At 41.9% G+C, this 23,684-nt stretch carries 23 protein-coding genes and 2 tRNA genes; 8 read left to right on the forward strand and 17 right to left on the reverse strand.

What is annotated here, in order from left to right:
• The first annotated feature begins 100 nt into the window (after positions 1-100).
• Positions 101-187: transfer RNA gene (locus ACOQON_RS04960), tRNA-Ser, on the forward strand.
• Positions 188-365: 178 nt separating this feature from the next.
• Positions 366-442, forward strand: a tRNA-Arg gene (locus ACOQON_RS04965).
• Between the two features lie 124 nt (positions 443-566).
• On the opposite strand, the gene ACOQON_RS04970 is transcribed toward ACOQON_RS04965, so the two are convergent.
• The gene (locus tag ACOQON_RS04970) at positions 567-941 is read right to left on the reverse strand and encodes a hypothetical protein (RefSeq protein ID WP_420577822.1); all 375 of its coding nucleotides are present in this window, start codon (positions 939-941) and stop codon (positions 567-569) included.
• Positions 942-1,067: 126 nt separating this feature from the next.
• Between ACOQON_RS04970 and ACOQON_RS04975 the strand changes: the two genes are divergently transcribed.
• A complete protein-coding gene (locus tag ACOQON_RS04975; protein ID WP_420577823.1) occupies positions 1,068-1,631 on the forward strand; it encodes an EF-hand domain-containing protein in 564 nt (187 codons plus the stop codon).
• A gap of 374 nt (positions 1,632-2,005) precedes the next feature.
• Here the strand turns inward: ACOQON_RS04975 and ACOQON_RS04980 are convergent, their stop codons facing one another.
• Positions 2,006-3,295 carry an amidohydrolase gene (locus ACOQON_RS04980; protein WP_420577824.1) on the reverse strand — a complete coding sequence of 430 codons (1,290 nt, stop codon included), beginning with the start codon at positions 3,293-3,295 and terminating at the stop codon, positions 2,006-2,008.
• Between the two features lies 1 nt (position 3,296).
• Positions 3,297-4,124 (reverse strand): helix-turn-helix domain-containing protein, encoded by an 828-nt coding sequence (locus ACOQON_RS04985; protein WP_420577825.1) that lies wholly within the window; start codon positions 4,122-4,124, stop codon positions 3,297-3,299.
• Positions 4,125-4,192: 68 nt separating this feature from the next.
• On the opposite strand from ACOQON_RS04985, the gene ACOQON_RS04990 reads away from it, so the two are divergent.
• The 3 genes from ACOQON_RS04990 (at position 4,193) to ACOQON_RS05000 (ending at position 7,934) form a co-directional block, all read left to right on the forward strand.
• Positions 4,193-5,023 carry an alpha/beta fold hydrolase gene (locus tag ACOQON_RS04990; RefSeq protein WP_420577826.1) on the forward strand — a complete coding sequence of 277 codons (831 nt, stop codon included), beginning with the start codon at positions 4,193-4,195 and terminating at the stop codon, positions 5,021-5,023.
• Positions 5,024-5,099: 76 nt separating this feature from the next.
• Entirely contained in the window at positions 5,100-7,262 is a 2,163-nt protein-coding gene (locus tag ACOQON_RS04995) for a carboxypeptidase-like regulatory domain-containing protein (RefSeq protein ID WP_420577827.1), read from the forward strand.
• Positions 7,263-7,283: 21 nt separating this feature from the next.
• Complete coding sequence (locus tag ACOQON_RS05000; RefSeq protein WP_420577828.1) at positions 7,284-7,934, forward strand: hypothetical protein; 651 nt, start codon at positions 7,284-7,286, stop codon at positions 7,932-7,934.
• A gap of 51 nt (positions 7,935-7,985) precedes the next feature.
• Here ACOQON_RS05000 and ACOQON_RS05005 read toward each other — a convergent pair whose 3' ends face one another.
• From ACOQON_RS05005 to ACOQON_RS05070, 14 genes are all read right to left on the reverse strand, one after another.
• Positions 7,986-8,945 (reverse strand): c-type cytochrome, encoded by a 960-nt coding sequence (locus ACOQON_RS05005; RefSeq protein ID WP_420577829.1) that lies wholly within the window; start codon positions 8,943-8,945, stop codon positions 7,986-7,988.
• A 92-nt stretch (positions 8,946-9,037) separates the two neighbouring features.
• The gene (locus ACOQON_RS05010) at positions 9,038-9,631 is read right to left on the reverse strand and encodes a hypothetical protein (RefSeq protein WP_420577830.1); all 594 of its coding nucleotides are present in this window, start codon (positions 9,629-9,631) and stop codon (positions 9,038-9,040) included.
• Positions 9,624-10,109 (reverse strand): RNA polymerase sigma factor, encoded by a 486-nt coding sequence (locus ACOQON_RS05015; protein ID WP_420577831.1) that lies wholly within the window; start codon positions 10,107-10,109, stop codon positions 9,624-9,626. The genes ACOQON_RS05010 and ACOQON_RS05015 overlap by 8 nt, the downstream gene beginning before the upstream one ends.
• Positions 10,110-10,228: 119 nt before the next feature.
• Entirely contained in the window at positions 10,229-10,939 is a 711-nt protein-coding gene (locus tag ACOQON_RS05020; protein ID WP_420577832.1) for an alpha/beta hydrolase, read from the reverse strand.
• A gap of 85 nt (positions 10,940-11,024) precedes the next feature.
• On the reverse strand, positions 11,025-11,837 hold the full coding sequence (locus ACOQON_RS05025; RefSeq protein ID WP_420577833.1) for an ion transporter: 813 nt from the start codon (positions 11,835-11,837) through the stop codon (positions 11,025-11,027).
• Positions 11,838-11,903: 66 nt separating this feature from the next.
• On the reverse strand, positions 11,904-12,401 hold the full coding sequence (locus ACOQON_RS05030) for an O-acetyl-ADP-ribose deacetylase (protein WP_420577834.1): 498 nt from the start codon (positions 12,399-12,401) through the stop codon (positions 11,904-11,906).
• Complete coding sequence (locus ACOQON_RS05035; protein ID WP_420577835.1) at positions 12,398-13,279, reverse strand: alpha/beta fold hydrolase; 882 nt, start codon at positions 13,277-13,279, stop codon at positions 12,398-12,400. Before ACOQON_RS05035 ends, ACOQON_RS05030 begins: the two co-directional genes overlap by 4 nt.
• A gap of 153 nt (positions 13,280-13,432) precedes the next feature.
• A complete protein-coding gene (locus ACOQON_RS05040) occupies positions 13,433-15,457 on the reverse strand; it encodes a prolyl oligopeptidase family serine peptidase (protein ID WP_420577836.1) in 2,025 nt (674 codons plus the stop codon).
• A 34-nt stretch (positions 15,458-15,491) separates the two neighbouring features.
• A complete protein-coding gene (locus ACOQON_RS05045; RefSeq protein ID WP_420577837.1) occupies positions 15,492-16,088 on the reverse strand; it encodes a hypothetical protein in 597 nt (198 codons plus the stop codon).
• A 341-nt stretch (positions 16,089-16,429) separates the two neighbouring features.
• Positions 16,430-17,527 (reverse strand): hypothetical protein, encoded by a 1,098-nt coding sequence (locus tag ACOQON_RS05050; protein WP_420577838.1) that lies wholly within the window; start codon positions 17,525-17,527, stop codon positions 16,430-16,432.
• Positions 17,524-19,353 (reverse strand): NAD(+) synthase, encoded by a 1,830-nt coding sequence (gene nadE / locus ACOQON_RS05055; protein WP_420577839.1) that lies wholly within the window; start codon positions 19,351-19,353, stop codon positions 17,524-17,526. Before nadE ends, ACOQON_RS05050 begins: the two co-directional genes overlap by 4 nt.
• Positions 19,350-19,946 carry a ribonuclease III gene (gene rnc, locus ACOQON_RS05060; RefSeq protein WP_420577840.1) on the reverse strand — a complete coding sequence of 199 codons (597 nt, stop codon included), beginning with the start codon at positions 19,944-19,946 and terminating at the stop codon, positions 19,350-19,352. The genes nadE and rnc overlap by 4 nt, the downstream gene beginning before the upstream one ends.
• Positions 19,947-20,075: 129 nt before the next feature.
• Positions 20,076-21,329 (reverse strand): beta-ketoacyl-ACP synthase II, encoded by a 1,254-nt coding sequence (fabF, locus tag ACOQON_RS05065; RefSeq protein WP_420577841.1) that lies wholly within the window; start codon positions 21,327-21,329, stop codon positions 20,076-20,078.
• A 24-nt stretch (positions 21,330-21,353) separates the two neighbouring features.
• Positions 21,354-21,590 (reverse strand): acyl carrier protein, encoded by a 237-nt coding sequence (locus tag ACOQON_RS05070; protein ID WP_089358163.1) that lies wholly within the window; start codon positions 21,588-21,590, stop codon positions 21,354-21,356.
• Positions 21,591-21,703: 113 nt separating this feature from the next.
• Here ACOQON_RS05070 and ACOQON_RS05075 point away from each other — a divergent pair, with 113 nt between their 5' ends.
• Together ACOQON_RS05075 and pyk are read left to right on the forward strand one after the other, a co-directional pair.
• Entirely contained in the window at positions 21,704-22,132 is a 429-nt protein-coding gene (locus ACOQON_RS05075) for an IPExxxVDY family protein (protein WP_420577842.1), read from the forward strand.
• Between the two features lie 22 nt (positions 22,133-22,154).
• Complete coding sequence (gene pyk / locus ACOQON_RS05080; protein WP_420577843.1) at positions 22,155-23,585, forward strand: pyruvate kinase; 1,431 nt, start codon at positions 22,155-22,157, stop codon at positions 23,583-23,585.
• The last annotated feature ends 99 nt before the right edge of the window (positions 23,586-23,684 follow it).

Consider the following 23,684-nt stretch of genomic DNA (forward strand, 5'->3'; position numbering starts at 1 on the left):
TATATTTGCACTCCTTTTTAGGACGTACCCGGTAAACGGGTGTTTTTTTAAGAAGGTTTTGACTCGCAAGCAGAGTCAAATTATTTGAGCTAAATGCCACGGAGAGGTGGGTGAGTGGCTGAAACCACATGTTTGCTAAACATGCGTGCGAGAAATCGTACCGGGGGTTCGAATCCCCCTCTCTCCGCAACAAAATGCTGCGTAAGCAGCAACCGGAGAAAATCCGATTCAAGTCTTACTTGAAAGAGGATTTGAGGAGGTTGGTCTGATACAAAGTATCAGCATTTTGTTTCATCTCCCCCTAAAAGGGATCATGAAATAATCCCCCTCTCTCCGCATCAAAATGCTGCGCAAGCAGTCAAGTTGGTTGCATAGCTCAACTGGATAGAGCAGCTGCCTTCTAAGCAGCAGGTTCGGGGTTCGAGTCCCTGTGCAATCACCATAGCCCTGACAGAGATGTCGGGGTTTTTTGTTTCTAGAGCTCAAGAGTATTTCGAGTGTAGCTCCACTGTTTTTGGACAGCTATCATTCCATTATAAGTAACCTTAAATAGCCATTTTTTTGATCTATTTTCCTATCAAAAACTCAATCGCTTCTTCTTTTGTCTCAAACCATTCGATGTGCTGTCGATTGATCGCATGAGGATCAATCTGTTTGCTGTGGACCATTTCTGTGAATATTAGATTTCCAAATCCTACTGATGACCATCTCCAAACGTGGCTCTTGATCTTTTTGTAATAAGTAGGGAAGTAGTCCAGTATTTCTTTACTGAGCCTCACTCCGGTCATGATTTCAAGTACTAATGCTGAAGATTTTTCATAGCTGCATATGACCTCCAAAGAGTGCTTCATTAAGTCAAGCAAATGACCTTGAGAGACCATGGAATAGTCAATGACGACAATTTCTTTTTTCTGATGAATTTCTTTGTACAGGGCTTCCATGGTCTTAATAAAGATATCAAAAAGTGGACTATTTTGTCATTCGTCCTGAAAATCATGCAGGTCACCTTTTTGTCTTCAGGAGTATTAAAAATATTATGTTATCTTTTGATAATCCAAAACAGTGATATGCTATCAGAACTTCAAAAAGAGAAAATCTCTCATTACTTCCGTGTTGTCCTCGACCAGGATCGAAATGGTGTTTTAGAGGAGAATGATTTTAGGGAAATTGGCGAATCCTTGTGTGTTTTATGGATGTATAAACCTGGCACGGAAAAGTATGATGCGGTAATTGAAAAGAGTATTCGAAGCTGGAAGATGTTTCAGAAATACTTTGAAAGACAAGGTGGAGTTGCTAATGAAGAGCATTTCCTTGAGTTTTTTGATAGCATGTTGAAGAAAGGAAATGAGGATATCTATAAAAGCTGGGTCAAGTATATGATCAGTTCCATTTTCGATTCATTTGACCTTAATAAGGACGGGGTGATCTCGGTCAACGAATACTCTGATATGTTCATGTGCTATCATATACCAATTAAGCACTCTGCAAAAGCATTTGTAAAACTGGATAGAGATGGTGATGACTACATCACAAAGGAGGAGCTCATGCGTGCAGTAGATGAGTTTTTCAGGTCCAGCGATGAAAAGTCTCCCGGCAACTGGTTATTTGGTTTCTGGGGAGATAAAGACTGAAACAAAAAACCCCACTTATTAGTGGGGCTTCATACACCGCTTATTTATCCTAATGAAACTTACTCTAGCCTGCTCAAGCTACATTTAGCCGGTTCATATAGGTTTGACACTTCTCTTTAGATCCGATGTATAAGATCTTGAGATTCTTTTTGACCATCCATTCTCCTGATTCTGCCTTTGATAGTCTTAGACTGTCCTTCCTGGCAAAAAGATTAAATAAGTAACCCATAGCTCAATGTCTTTTAATTAATTATAAGACAAAGATGGGCCTGAAAAGTACTATTATATATTGGTATTGTACCATAATTAATCATAAGCATTATGCTTATTAATTTTAACTATTTAAATAATAAATTGTACTATTTAAACAATCATTACTTATTCATATAATCCAGAGTAAGTCCCATCATGGCTTTCATGCCCAGCTTCATGCCGGCATCATCCACATAGAAGTCCGGAGTGTGGTGACCTGCCACCTTTTTAGGGTCTTTGTCTGGTGGACAACCGCCAACAAAGAAGTATAGGCCGGGTACTTGTTCCTGAAAAAATGAAAAGTCTTCAGCTCCTGTAATGGGCTTGATGATATTGACATTTTCCTCACCTGCTGCTCGTTTCAAGCTTGGAAGCATTTGCTCGTAAAGAGTTGGCTCATTGTAAGTGACAGGGTACCCTTCGTCAATCCATACCTCTACTTCCGCATTGTTTGATTCGCCTGTTTTTTGTGCTACTTCTCTGATTCTTTGGAGGATTTGCGTCCGCATGTCTGCATCCAGTGTCCTTATGGTTCCAAGCATGTATAGATCTTCCGGGATAATATTATATCGGACACCTCCATGAATGGCTCCAATGGTTATTACCGCAGGCGCTTCGGTGAGCTTCATATTTCTGCTAATGATGGATTGAAAGTTATTTATCATCTGTGCGGCTGTCACCACTGGGTCTACGCCATCCCAAGGTGCTGAACCATGTGCTTGTTTTCCTTTGATATCAATTCGCATGGAATTAACTGCTGCCATGATCCCTTCCGACCTTACATTGATTTTACCTACCGGGGTTTGTGCGTTTATGTGTAAACCGAAAATAGCATCTACATCCGGGTTTTTAAGCACACCTTCTTTTACCATCAGTTTTGCACCTCCCTCTTCTCCTTTTGGAGCTCCTTCTTCAGCTGGCTGAAATATAAACTTTACTGTGCCCGGTACCTGATCTTTGATTTCCCAAAGCATTTTAGCCACACCTAGTAATATACTGATATGTGTATCATGTCCGCAGGCATGCATGACCGGTACCTGCTCTCCATTGTATTCCCCCATCTGCGTGGATGCCCATGGAAGCTCCACACGTTCTTTTACAGGAAGCCCATCAATATCTGCTCGGAGACCTACAACCGGCCCGGGCTTCCCGCCTTTCAATATTGCTACAACTCCCGTTTTTGCAACGCCTGTCTGTGGCTCATAGCCAATGTCTTTCAAAATAGAAGTAATGCGTTCTGCCGTTTTAAACTCCCGATTACTAAGCTCTGCATTCTGGTGGAACCAGTGTCGCCATTCTATGACGTCCTTCTCTGTTTGTGCTACAAGCTTCTCGATTTGCTTATCAAATTTTTGGGCAGATGCAGCGCCTAGCCCAAATAGTAGAAGGCATGTGAATACTACACTTTTCATGTTATTGCTTATCTGTAAGGTTATCATTTTCAAAAATTATATCGTTTGTTGATAGCTTTAATTTAGAGAAAAATTCTTTTGGTGAGTATCCGGTGACTTTCTTACACTCTTTTACAAAGTGAGATTGGTCATAATAACCATACGAAAGTGAATCGATTAATTTTTGGGTATCGCTTCTTTTGATGTGTGAAGTTGTATGCTCAAACCTTATCACTTTCCATAGATTCTTCGGACTTAAATTGAAATGCTTCTTTGTTAATCTTTCTAATGTTTTTGATGACATATTCATTTCTTCGGCGAGCGAATTCACTATAAAGTCCTCATGAATATAGACCACCATTAACTCTGTCAGTTTAACTATTTCATTGTTCAAGTCATTTTCTTTTAGAGCAGTTGCAAAAATCTGATCCATTTTCTTGACAGGAATGTCATTGAGTTCTGGCTTTATCAAAGATCGGATTTCTTCGATTCCCTGTTTTGGAATAAAGTCTGTAACTGCTCGGTTAGACCAGTTTTTTAAGAATCCTTCAAAATAAGGAAGACCGAGAACCTGTAAGTTGAACTTGATATTGATACAAAGCAGGTGACTTGGAACCCTGTACAGGGAGACACTGGAAGTAGCAGGTATGAATCCGCTTGGTTTATTTGGTTTGAAAATGTTTGAGATGTCATCCCACACTTCAAACGAGCCTGAATGAACAATGCACAGTTCGATTTTACCGTTAGGGATTGTTTTGAAAAAGCCCTTTTCCTTGATAAAGAAGTACTGGTAGCGGTCGATATACTTGGCTACTAGTGGGTCACTTGGATGATCTTCGATCAGGATCAACTTGTCTGATTTTTACAATTATAAGGAGAAACCCGTTTTTAGGTTTGCTTCAAGATAAAAGGTAAACAATGAAAAAATTAGGACTAACACTAGTATTTATTACAAGTATTTCCGTTTCTCTGGCTCAGCAGGAGGTGGAAGTAAATGGCATAAAGGGACAAAGCAACTACCTTGAAACTGATTGGGGTAAGGTTTATTATGAGGTTTATGGAGAGGGAGACCCACTCTTAATCCTTCATGGGAATGGTGGATCAATTAAAGGTAAGCATCATTTGATCCCAGAACTGGCTAAGAATTTCACAGTGATTGGAATGGACAGCAGGTGTCACGGCAAAAGTGATTGCACTGAAGACGATCTAGATTATTTCGAAATGGCAGATGATGTGTATGCGCTAATGGAGGCATTGGGATATGAAAAATACATGATTTGGGGGCATAGTGATGGTGGCATTCTGGGGCTAATCCTTGGGTATAAATATACCGAGCGAATAGATCGAATGGTGCTGTCCGGCGCAAATGCCTACGTTGATGGACTTAAGCCCGAGCTGGTACAAATGATGAATGTCTATGAGCAGATTCCTGATCCACGAATGAAAAAACATCTAAAGTTGATGGTGACGCAGAAACCGATACCAATGGATAGTCTCGCCGGGGTTGAAGTGCCTGTGATGCTTATGGTAGGTGATCGTGATGCCGTGAAAATGGAACATACGATGGAAATTTTCAATGCATTGCCTCAATCTAATTTGTGCGTACTTCCCGGCACCTCACACTTCCTGGGGCATGAGAAATCAGAACAGCTTATCTATTGGATAAATCAATTCAAACAGCCATTCAAGGCCTCATCCACTGTTGAGATCGCCAAACAAATGGCTAAATCAATGCTTCCTGATGAATGATACAGTTCATCCTGTTATTTCTACAGTTCAGTCAGTCTAATTAGCAGAGGTCTATTTGTCAGGAGACTTTTGGCTTATGCTGAAAGTCAAAAACACGAAACGATTGTTCTTCTCAGTTCTGTGTATGCTGGCCCTCAACCTGGCTGCACAGACTTCACTCTCAGGAAACGTTACTGATAAAACAGGGGAACCTCTATTAGGGGTAAATGTATATATAAAAGGGACCTATGATGGGGCCACTACCGATCTCAATGGAGATTTTTCATTCAGTACAGGTAAAAAGGACAGCCTTATACTTGTTGCATCTTTCATTGGTTTTCACCAGGCCAATATACCTATCGAAGGGCCTGGTAATTACTCCATTGTACTCAAAGAGAAAATAAGCGAATTAAATGCGGTGGTAATTACAGCCGGAGCTTTCCATGCTTCAGAGGAGGGCAAGCGGGAAGTTTTGAAGCCCCTGGATATTGTAACCACAGCAGGAGCCACGGCGGATGTACCAGGGGCCTTGAATACCCTTCCGGGTACGCAAGCTGTTGGCGAAACGGGACGATTGTTTGTGAGAGGAGGAGATGGCAGAGAGACGAAAACCTTTATCGATGGGATGCTGGTGCATAATGAGTACAGTCCCTCTGCGCCCAATACACCAGGCAGAAGTCGGTTTTCTCCTTTTATGTTTAAAGGCATGAGCTTCTCTACAGGCGGATATTCTGCTGAATACGGTCAGGCTTTGTCTTCTGCTTTGATTTTGCAATCCAAGGATATTGCCGCGAATGACCGTACTGATATTTCCCTGATGACCGTAGGAGCTGATGTTTCTACCACACGGTCCTTTGAAAGGAGTTCGTTTGCAGGCAAAGTTCAATACACCAACCTAACACCTTACTTTGCTTTGGTTGATCAAAATCTGCGATGGGATAAAGCGCCGGAGGAATACAATGCAAACCTGGCTTATCGGGTAAAGACAAGCAAGACCGGCATACTGAAGCTTTATACCAATGCCAGCCGATCGGACATGGAGCTCTACGAATCTGATATTGCAAATCCCGAGGTTGACTTACCAGTAAAAGTGGAAAATGACTATGCACATTTCAATGCATCTTACCGCGAGTTGGTTGGTGAAAAATGGGGAATAAGAGCCGGCACTTCTTTTACTAAGAGTGATGATTTTGCCTCGTTGAGCAGTGATAGTAGAGATCAGGAGTTGATAGGCTTTCATAGTAAAATCGTCACTGACTATCAGCACTCGGATCGCTTGGGTTTTTTAGTTGGAACAGAAGTGATTCAGCGGGATGTTGATCAAGTGCTTGAGGATGAGACTGGTGTATTGCCTCAAGACTTTAATGAACGAATGGGAGCGGCTTTCCTGGAAACTGAATGGTTTGCATCTTCTTCGTTGGGCTTTAAGGCAGGCCTTCGTGCTGAGCATAACAACCTCACCTCAAAAGAAACTTTTGCACCCAGACTATCTGCTGCTTATAAGACAGGGGAGAAGAGTCAGGTTTCATTAGCATACGGCCAGTTTTATCAGGCACCTCAAACACAAATCATATTAAGTCAGCCAACCACCCAACCGGAAAAAGCTTCACATTTTATTGCAAACTATCAGTGGCTGGGAGATGGGCAAAGCTTTAGAATTGAGGCATATGAAAAGCAGTACGATCAATTGGTTCGGTACAATCAGATCTTTGATCCGACTTCCTACGCATCAAATGGCAGTGGATATGCCCGAGGTGTTGACCTTTTCTGGAGAGACAATAAAACTTTCGATAACACAGACTATTGGGTGAGCTATTCCTACCTGGATACAGAGCGTGAATATCAGGATTTTCCGGGTTCATTCACACCGACTTTTGCTTCTACTCACAATTTCTCTTTCGTCATGAAGACATTCATTGAGGATATCAAAAGTCAGATAGGACTGACGTATTCATTCGCTAGCAGCCGGACCTGTAATGACCTAAATGCGGACGGTTTCAATTCCGGACGGACTCCTGCTTATCATGATCTGAGCTTTAACATCAGCTACTTATACAACAATCAGGTGATCGTCCATGCGATGGTCAATAATGTATTAGGTATCAACAATATCTATGGATATGAGTTTGCCGGCTCACCGGATGAGAATGGTGTGTACGCTTCAAGGGCGATTACGCCACCGGCTCGGCGATTCATTTTCCTTGGGGTGTTTATTACACTTTCAAAAAATAAAGGCATTAATCAATTACCAAATCTTTAAATCAATAAACTCTTATCAATTATGAAAAAGAATATGATACTTCTACTGGGTCTGCTTTGTGCTACCCTTACACTAGCCAACGGCCAGTTTGAAAAAGCCATGGGTGAAAATATCCCTGCAATGTTTGCAGCTCAGAATCCAGAAGAACTACAAGCTGTCATTAACAAGCTCAGCAGAATAGGAGAGGCTGAGGGGGATCGGTGGGAGCCTTACTATTACTCAGCTTTCGGTTATCTGCGCATGAGCGAGATGTATGAAAAGGCTGAAGATAAGGACAAATACCTCGATCTTGGCATGAAGGAAGTGGAAAAAGGAGAAGCCGTAAAACCCAATGATTCAGAACTTGAGGCCATGCGTGGCTATATCCTTATGATTAAGCTAACGGTTGATCCAGCCACAAGAGGAATGACTTATAGTGGACTAGCATTCACCTCTTTTCAAAAGGCAATTAAGCTTAATCCAGACAATCCGAGAGCGCATTTCCTGATGGGGCGAATGCAATATGGTACTGCTCAGTTCATGGGTGGTTCAACCGATGAGGCTTGTGGTAGCTTATTCAAAGCGATGGTGCTGTTTGAGAAAGAAGATAAACCTGAAAACCCGTTTGCGCCAACTTGGGGTAAGAGAGGTACTGAAGAGTCCATCAAGGAATTATGTGAAAAGGGGGAATAACTAAAAAGGCCGGGCTACCGGCCTTTTGGTTTCATTAATATTAGTCTGCGATTAATCATAAATAGCCCGCTGTACTTCATTTGGAATAGCTGGTATAGTCATCAGGTAATCATATATTGCTCCGACCTCATAATCTATTAATTGGGTATATGGGAGCATTGGATAGGAGAGTGCAGGTTCGTCCTCTTTCAATCCAAATTTTACCGCTTTAATAAATTGACCCTTGGTCCAGTTTCCAATACCGGTTTCGTTATCAGGAGTCAGGTTTGCCGTAGGCCTAACCCTTCCTTTCATATCCAGTGGCTCATTGCCACCACCAAAATATCCGGCGCTTTGGGTAGGATCCAGGTAATTATTGGATTTGAAATCCGCAGAGTGGCATGAAAAGCACTCCAAATTGTGAGCCAGATACTTACCCAATTCAAGACTATTTGTTGTGTCTGGCATAGGAATAGTTTCTTCAGGCATAGGAAAAGGCTTGAAAGCTATCTTGCAAAGCAACTTTGTAAGCAGGGATGGCTTTGTCGGTATATCAGGTTTGCTCTCAGCAGCTACCATTCGATGATCAGATCGGAGGAACGAGATGATTGCATCAATATCTTTATCTGCCATTAGTGGCAATTTTGCCATATATGGAGGTGCATACTTACCGTCTCTCTTGATCCCAGTACGCAGTAGATACACGATTTCTCCGTCGGTCCAGTCTCCGATCCCGTAGGTTTTGTCCTGTGTAATATTGGGAGAAAAAATCTCTCCAAACTCAGCTGGAGCATCTTTCATTTTTTGACCTGTCAGTTTACCTGTTGAGCGATCCATGTGGCAATTGGCACACAGCATAGCGGTGAGTTTTCTACCTCGTTCTATCGCTTCTGGGCTATTACTTCGCTGGAATTCAACGGTTTTTACTTCATATGAAGGCAGATCTTGTGCATTGATAACTATTAGCAGGATAATGAGAATGGATATGAGCGTACCCAGCCCATACCCAAGGATTTTTAGCGTTCTTTTCATTGATGTTAGGCTTAACACATCAACCGGTTTCAAACATTAGGCGGTAAGATGTGACCATCGAAATTTAGTGCATTTCCATCTCAAAATAATAGCTAATCTTGTGCTATTTCTTTTTGTAAATCCTTCAGCTCGTTCAGTATTCTCATTTCATCCTTTATCGCCTTACGGATGGAAAAGCTAAAAATTGCTGCTGCAAAGAGATAACTAACATCCATTAGTACTACTTGAGTGGTTGTGAAATAGTTGGAAAACTCTGGTGTCAATATATAAAAACCGACCGTGTAGGCTATTAGAATGCCAACGGTAACAGGTCCATGAATTCGCTTGCGATACGAATAGAAGCTCATTGTTTTATTACTCGCTTCCATTGCAGTTTCGCTAAAATCAACTTTGGAAGAGCGATAGATACTGAAGCACTCGATCATGATCCGAATGAACAATCCTCCAAGCATCATTGCAATACCAATATGGCTTAATGTCTCTTGAAGTGGAGCAACATATACGAAGAACGCTGATATTCCAATTAGAGAGATCGTAAGAACTGCAATGTTGCCGATGTGCATTTTTACTGCACCACGCATTTTCTTTTTTGATAGCTCAATTATATGTGTTGTGGATGCTCTATCAGGTCCGCTTGTTTTGGCCTTATTCCACTTGTTTTTTAAGTCATCAATTGGGTCACTCATTGGATAATATTGTTTTAAGTTTCTTTTTGATCCGATGGATCTTTACTCGCAGGTTACTTTCACTTATTCCGATGACACTTGCTATCTCTTCATATTCCAGTTCGTCCAGCACCATCATAATGATCAACCGATCTACTTCACCTAGTTTACCAATGGCCTGGTAAAGCTCCTGGTGTGTTTCATCTTTGGATGTTTCTGTGTCAGGAATCGGAATGTCCTCATCAATAGTGGTCTGGTTTTTAGCTTTATTGTCACGTAAGTATTTGAGACAGGTGTTTACCGTAATTCGATAGATCCAGGTCTTATAACTGGAGGCTCCTCTAAATTTTGAGAGCGACCTCCAGGTATTGATAAGAGCTTCCTGAGCCAGGTCGGAAGCCAGATCTCCATCCCCTTTTACAAACCCCTTGCACATCTGATAGACCATCGGGTAGTAATCAGCGTGCAGGGACTCAAAAAACTGGTGATTATTGGGCATTGCGTGATAGGTAGCTGTTGATCTGTGAGTATAGCCATTCCGGCTGATCAAACATGATAAAATGTTTGCTATTATCTGCCAGTGCTATCGTTTTGTTTTTCAAGTTTGCGTATTGCTTTTCAAACGTCTGCTGGGCCATTTCTCTTGATGGAAAAGTAGCACCCTAGTATCAATGTTTCAATCTGAATATCCTGCAAAGAAGGTCTTAGGTCCAGTTTCAACAGATCTGTATATCCATAAACATAGGTTTTACGATCTGCCTCGATTGACCAGCTTGCAATGAGCTCTATTTTGTCTTCACTATTGGTCATATTCCTGGCCATCATCAGCGCTGTATTTTTAAATGCATCATCCGGCATTTCCAGCATTTGGTTGTTGTATGGACTGTCATACTGCAATGAATTTGCTGAGACTCCCGGCATCATCAGGTCTCGCATGCAGGGAAGTGCATCGACAAGTATTAAGCCGCTGACTTTATCTCCAAGTGCAGCCGCCAGATCAGTAGCCAGATTTCCACCCATACTATGACCAACTACAGTCAGGTTGGTGAGTTTCTCTTCATTGATGTACTCGATCAGGTGATCTTTAATCGGGGCATACCACGGAGTACCAATGGACTCCAGTCCATTGAAGCCAGCGTATGAGACAGTGTGCGTTTCATAACTACCCTTCAGATTTTTAATGGTTTCATTCCACACAGATCCGGGTGTCGTGAAACCAGGCAAAAAGAGGATTGGAATGCCTTCACCTTCTTTTTCTACTTTGATAGGCGTCTGCGCGAATGCCAACTGGGTACATAAAATTGTAATGCTTAATAGTGTTTTTTTCATGGTCTGTTTGTATAAAATTTCTTCTTTGATCCGGAGAAATCTTAATTGTTACAGCCACTCAATAAAAAAATTGAAAGGACGATGGTCAGTTTTTTCCCTTTTTCAGGGAAGAGATTTCATCTTGAAGCTTATCTAGCTTTTTATGCAAAAGTTTATTCTGTTGAGCTACAAACATTTTAATGTGTTCTTCCTCTTCCTTCATGCCTTCCATGGCCAGTTGATTCATTGTGTTTACTACAATTGCAATAAAGACATTTAATGTTGTATAGGTAGCGATCAAAATGAAGGTGACAAAATATATTGCCGAATAGGGTACCCCATCCATGACAGGACGTGCAATGGCAGAGGACCAACTTTCCAGGGTCATGATCTGGAAAAGTGTGAACAGTGCATCTGTCAATGTCCCGAAGTACTCCGGATACCCTGCAGAAAATAGATTGTACCCTACTACAGCATAGATATAGTAAACAATTGCCAGAAGCACCACAATCCAACCGATACTCGGTAAGGAGTGAAGCAGTGACTCGATGATCAAGCGAAGCTTAGGAAGACTTTTGAGCAATCGAAGCGTTCTGATGATCCTGAGTGCCCGAAAAATAGAGAAGGAACCTGCTGCTGGCAGGATTGAAATACCTACCACGAAGAAGTCAAAAAGGTCCCATCCATTGGTGAAGAACTTCTTTCGGTAGATAAATATTTTAAGAACGATCTCAATGGTAAAGCACACCAAAATGACCATGTCAAAAGCGTCGATAGTGGCATCATAATCCTTAACGACCTCCGGATACGTCTCCAGTCCAATAAGAATGGAGTTAATAATGATGATGAATGTGATGAAATTCTGGAACCTGGGAGATTCCAGGAAGTTTTTTAAAATATGCTCTACAAAGCGGATCATGTGATTGTGTGGTGGTGATTACCAACTGGAAATATACGCTTGAATTCCCTAATAATCAGCATGGGATCAATATTCGAGCAGGTTTTTATATAGCTGGTAGTTTTCCCCTTCAAAGCAGACAAAGGTCACCTCCTGAATCACGCTTGCTGAAAAAGAACGCACACTATCAACAGCAATTTCTGCTGCTCGTTTTTTGGGAAAGCGATAGATTCCGGTGCTAATATTGGGAAAGGCGATGGTTTTAAGGTTGTATTCTTCAGCCAGTTTGAGCGACTTTATGTAACAGGAGCGAAGGAGTGTCTCCTCATGAGCATCTCCACCTTGCCAAACAGGGCCTACGGTATGGATGACAAATTTGGCCTGTAAATCACCTGCTGTGGTAATCACAGCCTGTCCCGTTTCGCATCCTCCGATAACCTTACATTCCTCCAAAATCGCTCGACCACCTGCCCGATGGATGGCTCCATCAACACCTCCGCCTCCAAGTAGTCTGCTGTTGGCTGCATTGACGATTACATCCACCTTGCGCTTAGTGATGTCACCCTGAAGTAGGTTGATTTTCATCGTATTCGTTCTTTGATTCTGTCAAGCGCCTCTTTCAATAAGCTATTGAACACTTCCGGTTTCTCAATCATTGGGTAGTGGCCTGTAGAGTCAATCTCAAGTACCTCATAGTATATGCCGGTTGAGTCTAGCGCTGCACTGCTGGTAGGGGAGGCGTTGCTATTTATCAAATAAAGTGGCTGGTCTATTTGTGAAAGTAATTCCTGTTCTTTCGATCCATATTCCAGCAAGGCTTTTAGACTTCCGATAGCGCTCTGTGGATTGTTGGCGGCAAAATCTTCCATTACCCGTTTCTTCACTAAACTGTCTGTGCTGTTGTGAAAAAGTGATCCTTCTGCATAAGCTGGTGCTATTTCGGAGAAATTGTCTTCCAGCATTTGCAGGAATGCATCCACTTGCTCCTGCACCTCATCGGTGAGTTCTGAGCCCACATCTTTAAAATTATCAATACCAATCAAAGCAATGATTTTATCACTTTTTGTGGCTGCTTCCAGGATCACATTTCCACCCATGGAGTGTCCCACAAGCACCACCCTGGAAAGATTAAGTTGATTGATGAGCGCATTCACATCTTCACCGTATGCTTCGATGGTCCATTCCTCACGGTTCGTTCCGGATTTGCCAAAGCCCGGCAAGTCCATCGTGATCACACGATATCCGGACTTCAATGCATCCACCTGGCTATCCCAATAGGTTTGATCAATGCACCATCCATGTACTAATAGAATGGTTAGCTCTCCTTTTCCATGGATTTCATAGGCGATTCGAACATCACCATTGAGTACTTCAATGGGTTCGGTCGTTGATTCAGACTTGTTAGAGGAGGTGCAGGAACAAAACATCGTTCCAACTATTCCAAAGAAATATAAGTATCGCATTAAGTCAGGGATTGATTATAATGAAAAGTTAACCAATCAACTGGTTTAGTGTGAATCCCTTTTCATGAACCATAGTGAGTAATCCGTGGATGGTTTCCACGTGTGATAAACGTAAAAGTCGAATCATCGATTCGGTTTTTACAAATGGTCTGTTTATTTTTTTTCAATCACCTCTGATAGGCCCTTTTTTACAGCATGTTTATCAAACCATGCGTTTATATATCCATGTGTTCTAAGAAAATTAGAGGGTTTGCTTGATGTTCCATGATATTCATCGTTAAAACGTATCATGACCGTCGGAACCTTGTTCATTTTTAGGGCCTGATAGTACTCCTCAGTTTGAGATATTGGCGTTCTTAGGTCGTCTTCACCACACATTAGCATTGTTGGTGTTTTCACATTCTCAACATACATAAGTGGTGATCTTTTTATGTGCTCACTAGGATCTTCCCATGGATACTTCTCAAAATTGTAGTACCAGCCAGATCCGTCTGTAGTCCCCACAAACGAAAACCAGTTTGTAACCGGATAGTTAACTGAAGCCGCTGCAAACCTATCAGTTTGCCCTACAATCCAACTAGTTAAGACTCCTCCACCACTTCCACCATAAACATACATCCTACTTTCATCAATATAACCTTTAGCGATTACTTCATCGACCCCAGCCATTAAATCATCATAGTCGTTACCGGGATAAGCATTTTGAATTGCATTGGCAAATGTGTAACCATAACCAGTGGATCCTCTCGGGTTAGTGTAAAGCACCACTTGGTCCTGAGCGGCATGTAATTGGAAGTTGTAGTTAAACCCAACATTGTACATTCCATGAGGTCCCCCGTGGATTCGCAGAACTAGAGGATATTTCTTATTTGGATCAAACTGAGGTGGTTTTACTATCCATCCTTGTATTTCAAGTCCATCCACAGATTTATAATTAATCTCTTCAACCTCTCCGAAAACTACATCATAGAAAATGTCACTGTTTACTTCTGTAAGTTGTTGAATGTTGGAGGGTTTATCTATTGGGAAGCTTACAATATCACTTGGGTTAGATGGATTGCTCCAGGTTGCTACAGCTTTTCCCTGGGCCATATCATTCATTGAAAGGATGTGATTTCCCGAAGTGACCTTTCTAACCCTTCCTTTTATATCTGCATAATAGACATTGCTTTGCCCAAATTCACGCACATTGAAGTAAACGCCTGTACTATTAGCATCCCAAATAGCTGACCCGGGAGTCTGATCTAAACTTTTACTTATACATTCCAAATTCGAACCATCAGCATTCATAACATACATTTTCCTTTCTTGATAGAAATTTTTCGTCCAGGTAGATCCTACGAATGCAATTTTTGATCCATCAGGTGAAACTTTAGGCGATGATTCAGTTCCTTCTCTTTTTGTGAGTTCTTTTACTTCCAGGTTATTTACATCTACAGAATAGAGGTTTGATTGTCCTCTAGCGTAAGCTGCATCTGGCTTCTGATAGCTGCTGAAAATAATAGACTTACTGTCTTTGGTCCACGCTATGCCCCCTGAAATATCTTCCAACTCTCCGAAAGTTATTTGTCTGGCAGTACCACCTTCCGCTGGCACAATAAATAGTTGTCTGAAGCCCCGGTCAAGAAAACCTACTCGATCCTGAGTGTAATCAACCTGATCAATAACTTTAGGAGATTCAGTCCATGATGCACCTTTTGGTGGTGAAGGAACCCCTTGTGGTATGAGTGCTGGCTTGGAATCAACATGCATAATAAAAGCAATGAATTTGCTGTCCGGTGACCACTCCATGCTCGAAGGCGATTTTTCCAACTTGGTAATCTGAGTTGGTTCTCCCTCTACGCCAAGATATTTGACAAATATTTGTGTTCCATCCGGTTCACCCTTTTTTGTAAAAGCTATTTTGTTACCATCAGGCGACCATTTCCCATTTGATCCATTTAGAAAAAAACGATTCATAGATCCATCACTATTCATGATCCATTGATCCGTCTCGCGCTTATCATCTACGAGGTTAATCCAGGTCCTTGAATATAAGATCTGTTTTCCATCAGGTGAGAGTGATGGATCAGATGTCCATTCATAATCCTGATAGTGATCTAATGTTAGTCTCTTTTTTTCTTGACCGCTGAGGGGAAGAATTGAAAAAGTGAGTAAAACAATAATAATTCTCTTCATATCAGTTAAGGTTTTATTAAAGGTCCTATTAAAGTTAAATAATTATCTCTGGAAGCTTTGGTTCTCTTTTCATGAACCAAAGTGTATATTCCGTGGATGGTTTCCATATGTGATAAACGTGAAAACCGAAGCGGTCATAAACGTTTTTATTTCGCTCTACGGAGGTTTCAATGAGGATGAAAAGCTGCAGTTCTGCAGAAAGGCGAAAAATACCATGCTTCAGATCTTGCACCCCACTACCCCCTTTGCAATCTGGAGCTACACCAAGAAACCAAAAGTTGAGGTATGATTCCTTTGGTCGATGCTTTTTCAAGTATTCCTCTCGTTTTAGGACATGAGGCAAACGAGAAAAACCGATGGCTTTTCGAATCAATTGTAGCTGATTAAAATAGGAAGAGAAGGAGGGTCTAACTGGTTCTTCGAAACAGATTGCCGCTGCACTTTCATCATCCGAAAGAAACACTCCTTCATTCTCCAGGCCGGTCTTTACAGCATATTCAACAAGAGCTCTCAAACGATCCTGCACTTTTTCATCCTGCTTGATTACCCACAAAGCACTCGGATTGGTTTGGAAGGAATCGGTAAGTATACTAACGACTTTCTCCGCCTCATTAAGGGTAATTTTTCGCATAATTACGTTTGACCAATTCAGTTATAGTTTTCTTGGCTCTTCACTATGTCCTTGATTTGAGTACGTAATGATTCCAGGTAATGGTGCTTAATTGGCCAGACCCATTGAGGTAAAGATTCAGGAATCATTTCGTTTTTTGATTTTGAATCAATATTGATGAATGATTAACTCACTAACTAGTGTTTTTTATTTTATTTCGACTCCTATTATAATTCCAATCGTGTCTGTACTGAATCCATTTGGCTGACTATTATCTGACCAACTATTTGATCTAAAGTCAAGCTCTGTGAATAGATTCCATTTCTTAAATGCATATGAAATGCCAGTGCCTACTCGATAACCTATGTCATAATGGTGGGGTTCGGCATCAAATAACTGAATGCTTGAAACTCGTTGATAGGATAATCCATTTTCATTAGATAAACCAGCAGTTCTGTATGTACTTCATTATTGCTTGAGACACCAAAATTGACTCCAAGAAATACATATGGAGTTAAAAACTCTGTTTTAATTGCGTATTTCAGGTCGGCAAGAATACCAATATGTTTGAAATTGATTTCAGTTTTAAGTTTTAGGGATTCTCCTACATTTTCATAGAATTGGTTAACGAGAACTGTTTCATTACCTGTGGTTTTCTTATTCATGTAAAACAATCCCCCTCTAATTGAGAATCTCTTGTTGAATGGAATTTGCATGAAAGCGAACATGCTGACACCTGTATTAGAGGTGAACTCAACATTTTCAAAATGCGGGTGTCCAGGGATAATTTTGGCCCAAGTTACGCCTCCACCAATGCCAAAAGATTCGATACCTGTTCTCTCCTTTGGACGTATTTCTTGTTTAATATCTATGCTTTCACAAACTTTTTCTTTTTCAAGAAGGAAGCTTACAATGCCTTGCGATGTGTAATCATAAGTCCCATCTTGTACCATGTTATTACATTCCGTCTTTTCTTCAATTTCATTTCTAAAATTATCTCTTGTAAGTTGGATTTGACCTGAGTTGGATTTGAGAAAAAAATGAGTGCTTTCATATTGCAAATAGGTGGGCCATGCATTAGCTGAATTTTCATCTAAATAGAGCTTAAGCAATTGATGAGTACCTGAAGTTAGGAGTTCAAAAAAGAAATACAAGAATTCTGACCCTGTTTCATGTTGAAGCTTTCCGCTAATGAATTTCTTGCCTCGAACCGAATACCCTGAAATATCGTTTGGCTCAAGATCTACAACTTCTCCCGATTTTTTCTTGAAAGTGATACTAAGATACTGTATATCAAATCCACGGTCCTTAATATACCCTTGTTCTATGCTGCCATTTTTATGAATAATGTGCCCGAAACTAAATTTTTTACTTTGCCCTAGGAGGTTTAGGGAAATGATCATCCCAATATAATTAAATGCAATTTCATTAGTTGTTGAATTTAATTCGTTAGAATTCAAAGTTTCTCCAATTCCTCCCGATACCCACCACTCAAAATCGGGAATCTATACCATGAGCGTGGGTCAATGTTGAAGTCATCGAAATGAAAACTGGGAGCGTATCGCTCGCGTTTCCACTGGTTTCGGGTCCACAGCCGATAAAACTTTTTGATCCAGTCTTTGAGATTCTCAGTGTCATAATCATCCTTTAGTATCTCATAGACCTGTTTTGGAGATTTTCCGTTTAGTATAGCTTCCCGCTCAATTTGCATCAGGGCCTCATACGGCATCAGATCTTCTTCGTCCGTTTGGTATTGATCTTCCGGTCGAAGTTCGGCAGTAGGAGTGAGCGCATTCACATCTTTCAATCCGGTAAAACCCAGCTCATTTTCCGCATATTTCAGCCATTGCAGAATGAAATGCTTATCTACCCCGGCAATGGGTGAGATGCTGCCACTGGTGTCGCCATCCATGGTGGCATAGCCTACATCTCCTTCACTTCGGTTGGAGGTAGCCATCAGCAGCTTATTTTCCAGGTTTGCCAGCATCCATATAATGGGTGCACGGGATCGGGCCTGAATGTTTTGCAAGGTGATGTCGTCTTGTTCCCAGCTCAACTTCCTTCCAATTGTCTGCTCAATAGTGGAGCGGTAATTATTGACTTGCTCATCAATATCCCAATGGTAAAAAGTTGCTCCCAGGCTTTCAGCCAGGTTTTTCGCGGAATTAAAGGTTGCTTCTGATGAATTTTTTGTTACCTGGTAGGCAGTGGTTAAAAGTTGGCCGGTGATTTCTTCTGGCGTGTCTCCATTCAACTCAAAGCCGAGTTTATCCTCCAATCCGGCTTTGCCACGCTGTTCCAGCGCCGTTCGAACAGCAAAAGCAATTAAAGTAGCAATCGTGCTTGAATCTGCACCGCCACTGAGCGAAAGTACGAATCCGTTGCTGCGACTCTTTCGGCAATAGTCGAACAGTGCCAACCCTGCTGCATGTGCGAATTCTTCTTTGCGATCGGTGTAATGTGGTTTGATATTTTCGGTGGCGGTATCGTTTTCAAAGTCCACTTCTACAGTTAGTAACCGGTAATCATGATACCAAAGGCGATGATTACGACCTATCAGTTTTCCTTTTTGCGCAATGAGTACATCTCCGTCGTAGATCATACGACCTGCTTCGTTTCCAAGGAGGTTAGCGTAGAGATAGACACAATCAAACCTCTTCGAGCTTTTTTTAACGATCACATCTTCTCTGTAAATGGACTTACCAAAAGCAAAGTGAGAGGCACTGGGGTTTAGTACAAGGTCTACTTTTTGATCCAGATGCTCGATTGGTCGGTCCGGCTGCCAGGCATCCTCACAGATCTCAAAACCGATTTTAAGTCCTTTATGCTCAACTGTTATGTGCCCAAATGGGACATTCTTTCCATCCACTTCAAACTTATCGATCACTCGAGAGGGCCATGGAGAAAACCAGCGGGGCTCGTAGTGTACTCCATCATTCGCCAGTTTCTGCTTAGCATATATGCCTTTGATCTCACCATTTACAATGAATGCGGAGGTATTGTAATTCTTTCCGTCAATTCGAACAGGAAGACCAATGCAAACAGCGATACCCTCGGTAAAGGGAACCAGCTTAACTAGTTTTTCAAGAGCAGTTTCGGGAAGCCACTGGCTCAGGAATAAATCTTCACAGCCATATCCGGTGATGCATAGCTCCGGAAGACAGAGAATATCCACTCCTTCATTTTTAGCATCCTCAATGGCACTTTTGATGTTGTTAGTATTGTTTTCCCAATCAATAGGTGTTTGATTGAGGCATGCACCGGCCAGTTTTAGCTTGTGGCTCATTCCTCTAAGTTAAGTTGCTCGTAGGTCTTTCGTGCCGCATCTTGTTCAGCCTTCTTTTTACTAAAACCAAAACCCTGAGCCATTGGTGCGTCATTCAGAAAGATCTGGGCGGTAAACTTTCGATCTTCCTCATTGATAATTTCAAATCGAAGCTCTTTACCTTCTTTTTGTGACCACTCCAGCAACCGACTTTTAAAATTGGTGGTTCGTGAGACTAATTCCTCCAGGTCGAAGTGCGGTTTGATCAATTTTCGGATCACAAATTTTTTGCAATAAGGAAATCCATGGTCTAAGTAAACCGCGCCAATCAGTGCTTCCATACAATCCCCAAAAACCGAACGATGTGCCCGTGAGCCCTGGTGATATTGCACCAACTCCTTCAAGCCAATTTTTTGTCCTAGCCTGTTGAGAGATTCCCTGTTTACAATCTTGGCCCTGATCTCAGTAAGAAAGCCTTCTTCTTTGAATGGGTAGGTACGGTAGAGGTATTCAGCAATGATCATCCCAAGGATAGCATCTCCAAGGTATTCCAATCGCTCGTAAGAGTTTTTGATTCCCTGATCATTTGTAGAAGCAACGCTACTGTGGCGCATGGCTTGCTTATAAAGTGCAAGGTTAATTGGAGAACGCCCGGTGATTAGCCGAAAAGACTGTATAAGCGTTTTTTCTGATTTGAAAGAATTAAGAAGTCGGCCCGATACTCTTTTCGGAAACGATGACACCTATCCGTTGTATTTACCAATAATAATGGAGGTGTTGTGTCCTCCAAATCCGAAGGTATTGCTCATAGCGATGTTCACTTCACGCTCCTGGGCCTTATTGAATGTTAGATTCAGATTCGGATCAATGTCCGGATCATCTGTGAAGTGATTAATCGTTGGAGGGACAATGCCTTTTTCCAGTGCCATCAGGCAGGCAATAAACTCAACAGCTCCAGCGGCACCAAGCAAGTGTCCGGTCATCGATTTAGTTGAGCTAATATTCATTTTTTCTGCATTACCTCCGAACACACGCTGTGCTGCTTTGATCTCTCCTGAGTCTCCAAGCGGGGTGGAAGTACCATGCGTGTTTAGGTAATCGATTTTGTCAGGAGTTAGACCTGCATCTTCCAATGCATTCTTCATCACCAACTCAATACCGGTACCTTCCGGATGTGGCTGAGTGATATGATAGGCATCAGCAGACATGCCACTTCCCAAAATCTCTGCATAAATTTTCGCTCCGCGTGCTTTTGCATGCTCCAGTTCTTCGAGCATAATAGCTCCAGAACCTTCACCTAATACAAATCCATCTCTGTCTTTGTCGTAAGGTCGGGAAGCGGTTTCAGGTGAGTCATTTCGTTCAGAAAGCGCTTTCATCGCATTGAATCCTCCAATACCTGATTCGATTACACCAGCCTCCGATCCACCTGTTAGGATTGCATTAGCTTTCCCAAGCTGGATGTAAGCATAGGCATCTGTGATGGCATTGTTTGACGATGCACAAGCAGAAACCGTAGCGAAATTCGGCCCCATAAAACCATACTTGATGGATAATAGGCCCGGCGTGATATCCGCAATCATTTTCGGAACGAAGAACGGATTGAATCTTGGTGTACCATCCCCCTTGGCAAAGTTCATTACCTCATCCTGGAACGTACTAAATCCGCCAATCCCTGATCCCCAGATTACCCCGATTTTGGATTTGTCTACACTATTGAGATCCATTCCTGAATCTACGATGGCCTGCTCCCCGGTCACCATTCCGTACTGGGTGTTAGGATCCATTTTACGAGCTTCTTTTCGGTCAAGGAAGTCTGTGGCTTCAAAGCCTTTAACTTCACAAGCGAATTTTGTGCGGAATTTTTCGGTATCAAAACGAGTGATTGGAGCCGCGCCACTTACTCCTTTGGCCAAAGAATCCCAATATTCATCTTTAGTGTTTCCCAAAGGGGTAAGGGCACCAATTCCGGTTACTACGACTCGCTTTAATTCCATAGATATCTAAGCTAAGTTGGTTGTTTACTTAACGTTTTCTTCAAGGTAAGAGATAGCATGACCTACAGTGGCAATATTTTCAGCCTGGTCATCTGGGATAGAGATGTTGAATTCTTTTTCGAACTCCATGATCAACTCAACAGTGTCAAGTGAGTCAGCTCCTAGATCGTTGGTGAAGCTTGCCTCTGGAGTTACCTCAGACTCTTCTACACCTAGTTTGTCAATTATGATTGACGTTACTTTTTGTGCTATTTCAGACATTTTTGTAATGTTTGGTTAAAAATGAGTTGCAAAGAAATATATTCTCAAACTAAAATCAAATTAGTCATTGAACACATATCACTTGCGAATTTAGGGCTTAGCTTGCACATTCTATGAAGAAAAATAAATTAGATGGAGGCTATTCCATAGATTTTGAATTAATCGGCCTTGTTTGCAACAAAAAGGAATATAAGCTGGCGTGGTATTTAAATCAGGCGATGGACATTTCTTTGGTGAAGCAGGACGATATCAAAATTGAATACGCCGACAATACGTCTATTTTAATCTCCAATTATCTGTATGAGACAGACTATCAGATTATTGAGCTTCTACAGAACAAGCTTGTTGGGAGTGGCAGCCTGACCAAACAATTGCTGATGCCCGAGTTGAAGCAATTTGACTACCTGCTAAAATTCAATGATGATACGGACGAGTGGACTTCCGAAAACGTTAACGGAATTATAAAGGAGATTCCTATCATTGAGTACGCTGTGAAGCTTAATTTTGATAACCTGAAATCGAAGGAGAATCTGCTCTACTAAACAACATTGAAAAACCCATTAAATGACCTCATTTACAAAACGCACGAAGATTGTTGCCACGCTTGGGCCGGCCAGTAACGATAAAAAAGTGATTGCAAAATTAGCTGAAGCAGGTGCTAATGTGTTTCGCCTGAATTTTTCTCACGGCTCACATGATGATCACAAAAAAGTGATTCAAATGATCCGGAAGGTTTGTGAGGAAGAAGACTACCGTATCGGGATGATCCAGGATTTGCAGGGACCAAAGATCCGAATTGGTATGATGAAGGATGGAGGGGTTGAAATAGAAGAGGGTAAAAAACTGATAATCACCACCGAAGAAGTAGAAGGGGATGCAAATCGTGTAAGTACGGTATACAAAGAGATCGTAAATGATGTAAAAGCAGGAGATACGATCCTTATAGATGATGGAAATCTGGAGCTGAAGACCATTGAAGTGAAAGATCATGAGGTGGTAACAGAAGTTGTTTACGGAGGGATGCTGAAATCCAGAAAGGGAATTAACCTGCCGGATACCATCGTATCGGCTCCTTCACTTACAGAAAAAGACCTGGTGGATTTGCGTTTTGGATTGTCTCAGGATATTGATTGGGTCGCTTTATCATTTGTGCGAAAGCCGGATGATATCAAAGCCCTGAAAAAGATCATTGATGAGGCGGGTAAAACTACCAAGGTGGTGGCTAAGATAGAGAAGCCGGAAGCACTGAGAAATATTGATGCCATCATTGAGGAGGCGGACGGAATCATGGTGGCGCGTGGAGATCTGGGCGTGGAGATACCGATGCATGAAGTACCGATCTGGCAAAAGAAGATTGTAGAGAAATGTAATCAGGCGGCAAAGCCGGTGATTATTGCTACCCAGATGATGGAGAGTATGATCGAGAATCCAAGACCCACCCGAGCGGAAACGAATGACATTGCGAATGCGGTGATGGATGGAGCAGATGCCCTGATGCTTTCTGCCGAGTCTGCTGCCGGGAAATATCCCGTAGAGGCCGTACAAAAAATGGCTGAGACGATCAAGGCAGTGGAAACGGAGGCAGATTCAATCTATAATAAATACTATGACAAGCAATTCGAGTCCAGCACTCGGATGAACGACCTGTTAATCCGTGCAGCTTGTCGCTTGGCAGAAAATACGAATGCGCGAGCACTGGTCTGCATGACAAAATCGGGCTATACGGGCTTCCGAACAGCGATGCATCGATCGAAATCAGAAATCTACTTATTCACTAATAATGAAAGACTGCTCAATCAGATGTGTCTGGTTTGGGGAGTGAAAACCTTTTATTACGATTCACAGGAAAACATTGATAAGACGCTGGAACAGATGGAGCGACGATTGGTAGAAACAGGTAACCTGAAAAAAGGTGATATCTTCATTAACACGGCTTCTATGCCACAGCACTGGCAAGGGCATACGAACATGATGAAGATTCATGTGGTAGAGTAGAGCCTGTCCATGATTTGTGTCCCCACAAACCAATATGCATTTCGTTTTGTGACGATACGAACCGAGGCGGTTTAGGTTTTATGCTGCTTGCACCGCTCT

This window comes from Ekhidna sp. (genome assembly GCF_965221965.1).
Classification (GTDB): Bacteria; Bacteroidota; Bacteroidia; order Cytophagales; family Cyclobacteriaceae; genus Ekhidna.

Bases quoted from the DNA above. Each gene is read 5' to 3' on its own strand.
- ACOQON_RS05020 (WP_420577832.1), bottom strand. From the start codon at position 10,939: ATGAAAAAAACACTATTAAGCATTACAATTTTATGTACCCAGTTGGCA.
- ACOQON_RS05070 (WP_089358163.1), bottom strand. From the start codon at position 21,590: ATGTCTGAAATAGCACAAAAAGTAACGTCAATCATAATTGACAAACTA.
- ACOQON_RS05000 (WP_420577828.1), top strand. From the start codon at position 7,284: ATGAAAAAGAATATGATACTTCTACTGGGTCTGCTTTGTGCTACCCTT.
- ACOQON_RS05025 (WP_420577833.1), bottom strand. From the start codon at position 11,837: ATGATCCGCTTTGTAGAGCATATTTTAAAAAACTTCCTGGAATCTCCC.
- rnc (WP_420577840.1), bottom strand. From the start codon at position 19,946: ATGCGCCACAGTAGCGTTGCTTCTACAAATGATCAGGGAATCAAAAAC.
- ACOQON_RS05035 (WP_420577835.1), bottom strand. From the start codon at position 13,279: ATGCGATACTTATATTTCTTTGGAATAGTTGGAACGATGTTTTGTTCC.
- ACOQON_RS04970 (WP_420577822.1), bottom strand. From the start codon at position 941: ATGGAAGCCCTGTACAAAGAAATTCATCAGAAAAAAGAAATTGTCGTC.
- ACOQON_RS05030 (WP_420577834.1), bottom strand. From the start codon at position 12,401: ATGAAAATCAACCTACTTCAGGGTGACATCACTAAGCGCAAGGTGGAT.
- ACOQON_RS04995 (WP_420577827.1), top strand. From the start codon at position 5,100: ATGCTGAAAGTCAAAAACACGAAACGATTGTTCTTCTCAGTTCTGTGT.
- fabF (WP_420577841.1), bottom strand. From the start codon at position 21,329: ATGGAATTAAAGCGAGTCGTAGTAACCGGAATTGGTGCCCTTACCCCT.
- ACOQON_RS04990 (WP_420577826.1), top strand. From the start codon at position 4,193: ATGAAAAAATTAGGACTAACACTAGTATTTATTACAAGTATTTCCGTT.
- ACOQON_RS05040 (WP_420577836.1), bottom strand. From the start codon at position 15,457: ATGAAGAGAATTATTATTGTTTTACTCACTTTTTCAATTCTTCCCCTC.
- ACOQON_RS05005 (WP_420577829.1), bottom strand. From the start codon at position 8,945: ATGAAAAGAACGCTAAAAATCCTTGGGTATGGGCTGGGTACGCTCATA.
- nadE (WP_420577839.1), bottom strand. From the start codon at position 19,353: ATGAGCCACAAGCTAAAACTGGCCGGTGCATGCCTCAATCAAACACCT.
- ACOQON_RS04980 (WP_420577824.1), bottom strand. From the start codon at position 3,295: ATGAAAAGTGTAGTATTCACATGCCTTCTACTATTTGGGCTAGGCGCT.
- ACOQON_RS05075 (WP_420577842.1), top strand. From the start codon at position 21,704: ATGAAGAAAAATAAATTAGATGGAGGCTATTCCATAGATTTTGAATTA.
- ACOQON_RS04975 (WP_420577823.1), top strand. From the start codon at position 1,068: ATGCTATCAGAACTTCAAAAAGAGAAAATCTCTCATTACTTCCGTGTT.
- ACOQON_RS05015 (WP_420577831.1), bottom strand. From the start codon at position 10,109: ATGCCCAATAATCACCAGTTTTTTGAGTCCCTGCACGCTGATTACTAC.
- ACOQON_RS05045 (WP_420577837.1), bottom strand. From the start codon at position 16,088: ATGCGAAAAATTACCCTTAATGAGGCGGAGAAAGTCGTTAGTATACTT.
- ACOQON_RS05010 (WP_420577830.1), bottom strand. From the start codon at position 9,631: ATGAGTGACCCAATTGATGACTTAAAAAACAAGTGGAATAAGGCCAAA.
- pyk (WP_420577843.1), top strand. From the start codon at position 22,155: ATGACCTCATTTACAAAACGCACGAAGATTGTTGCCACGCTTGGGCCG.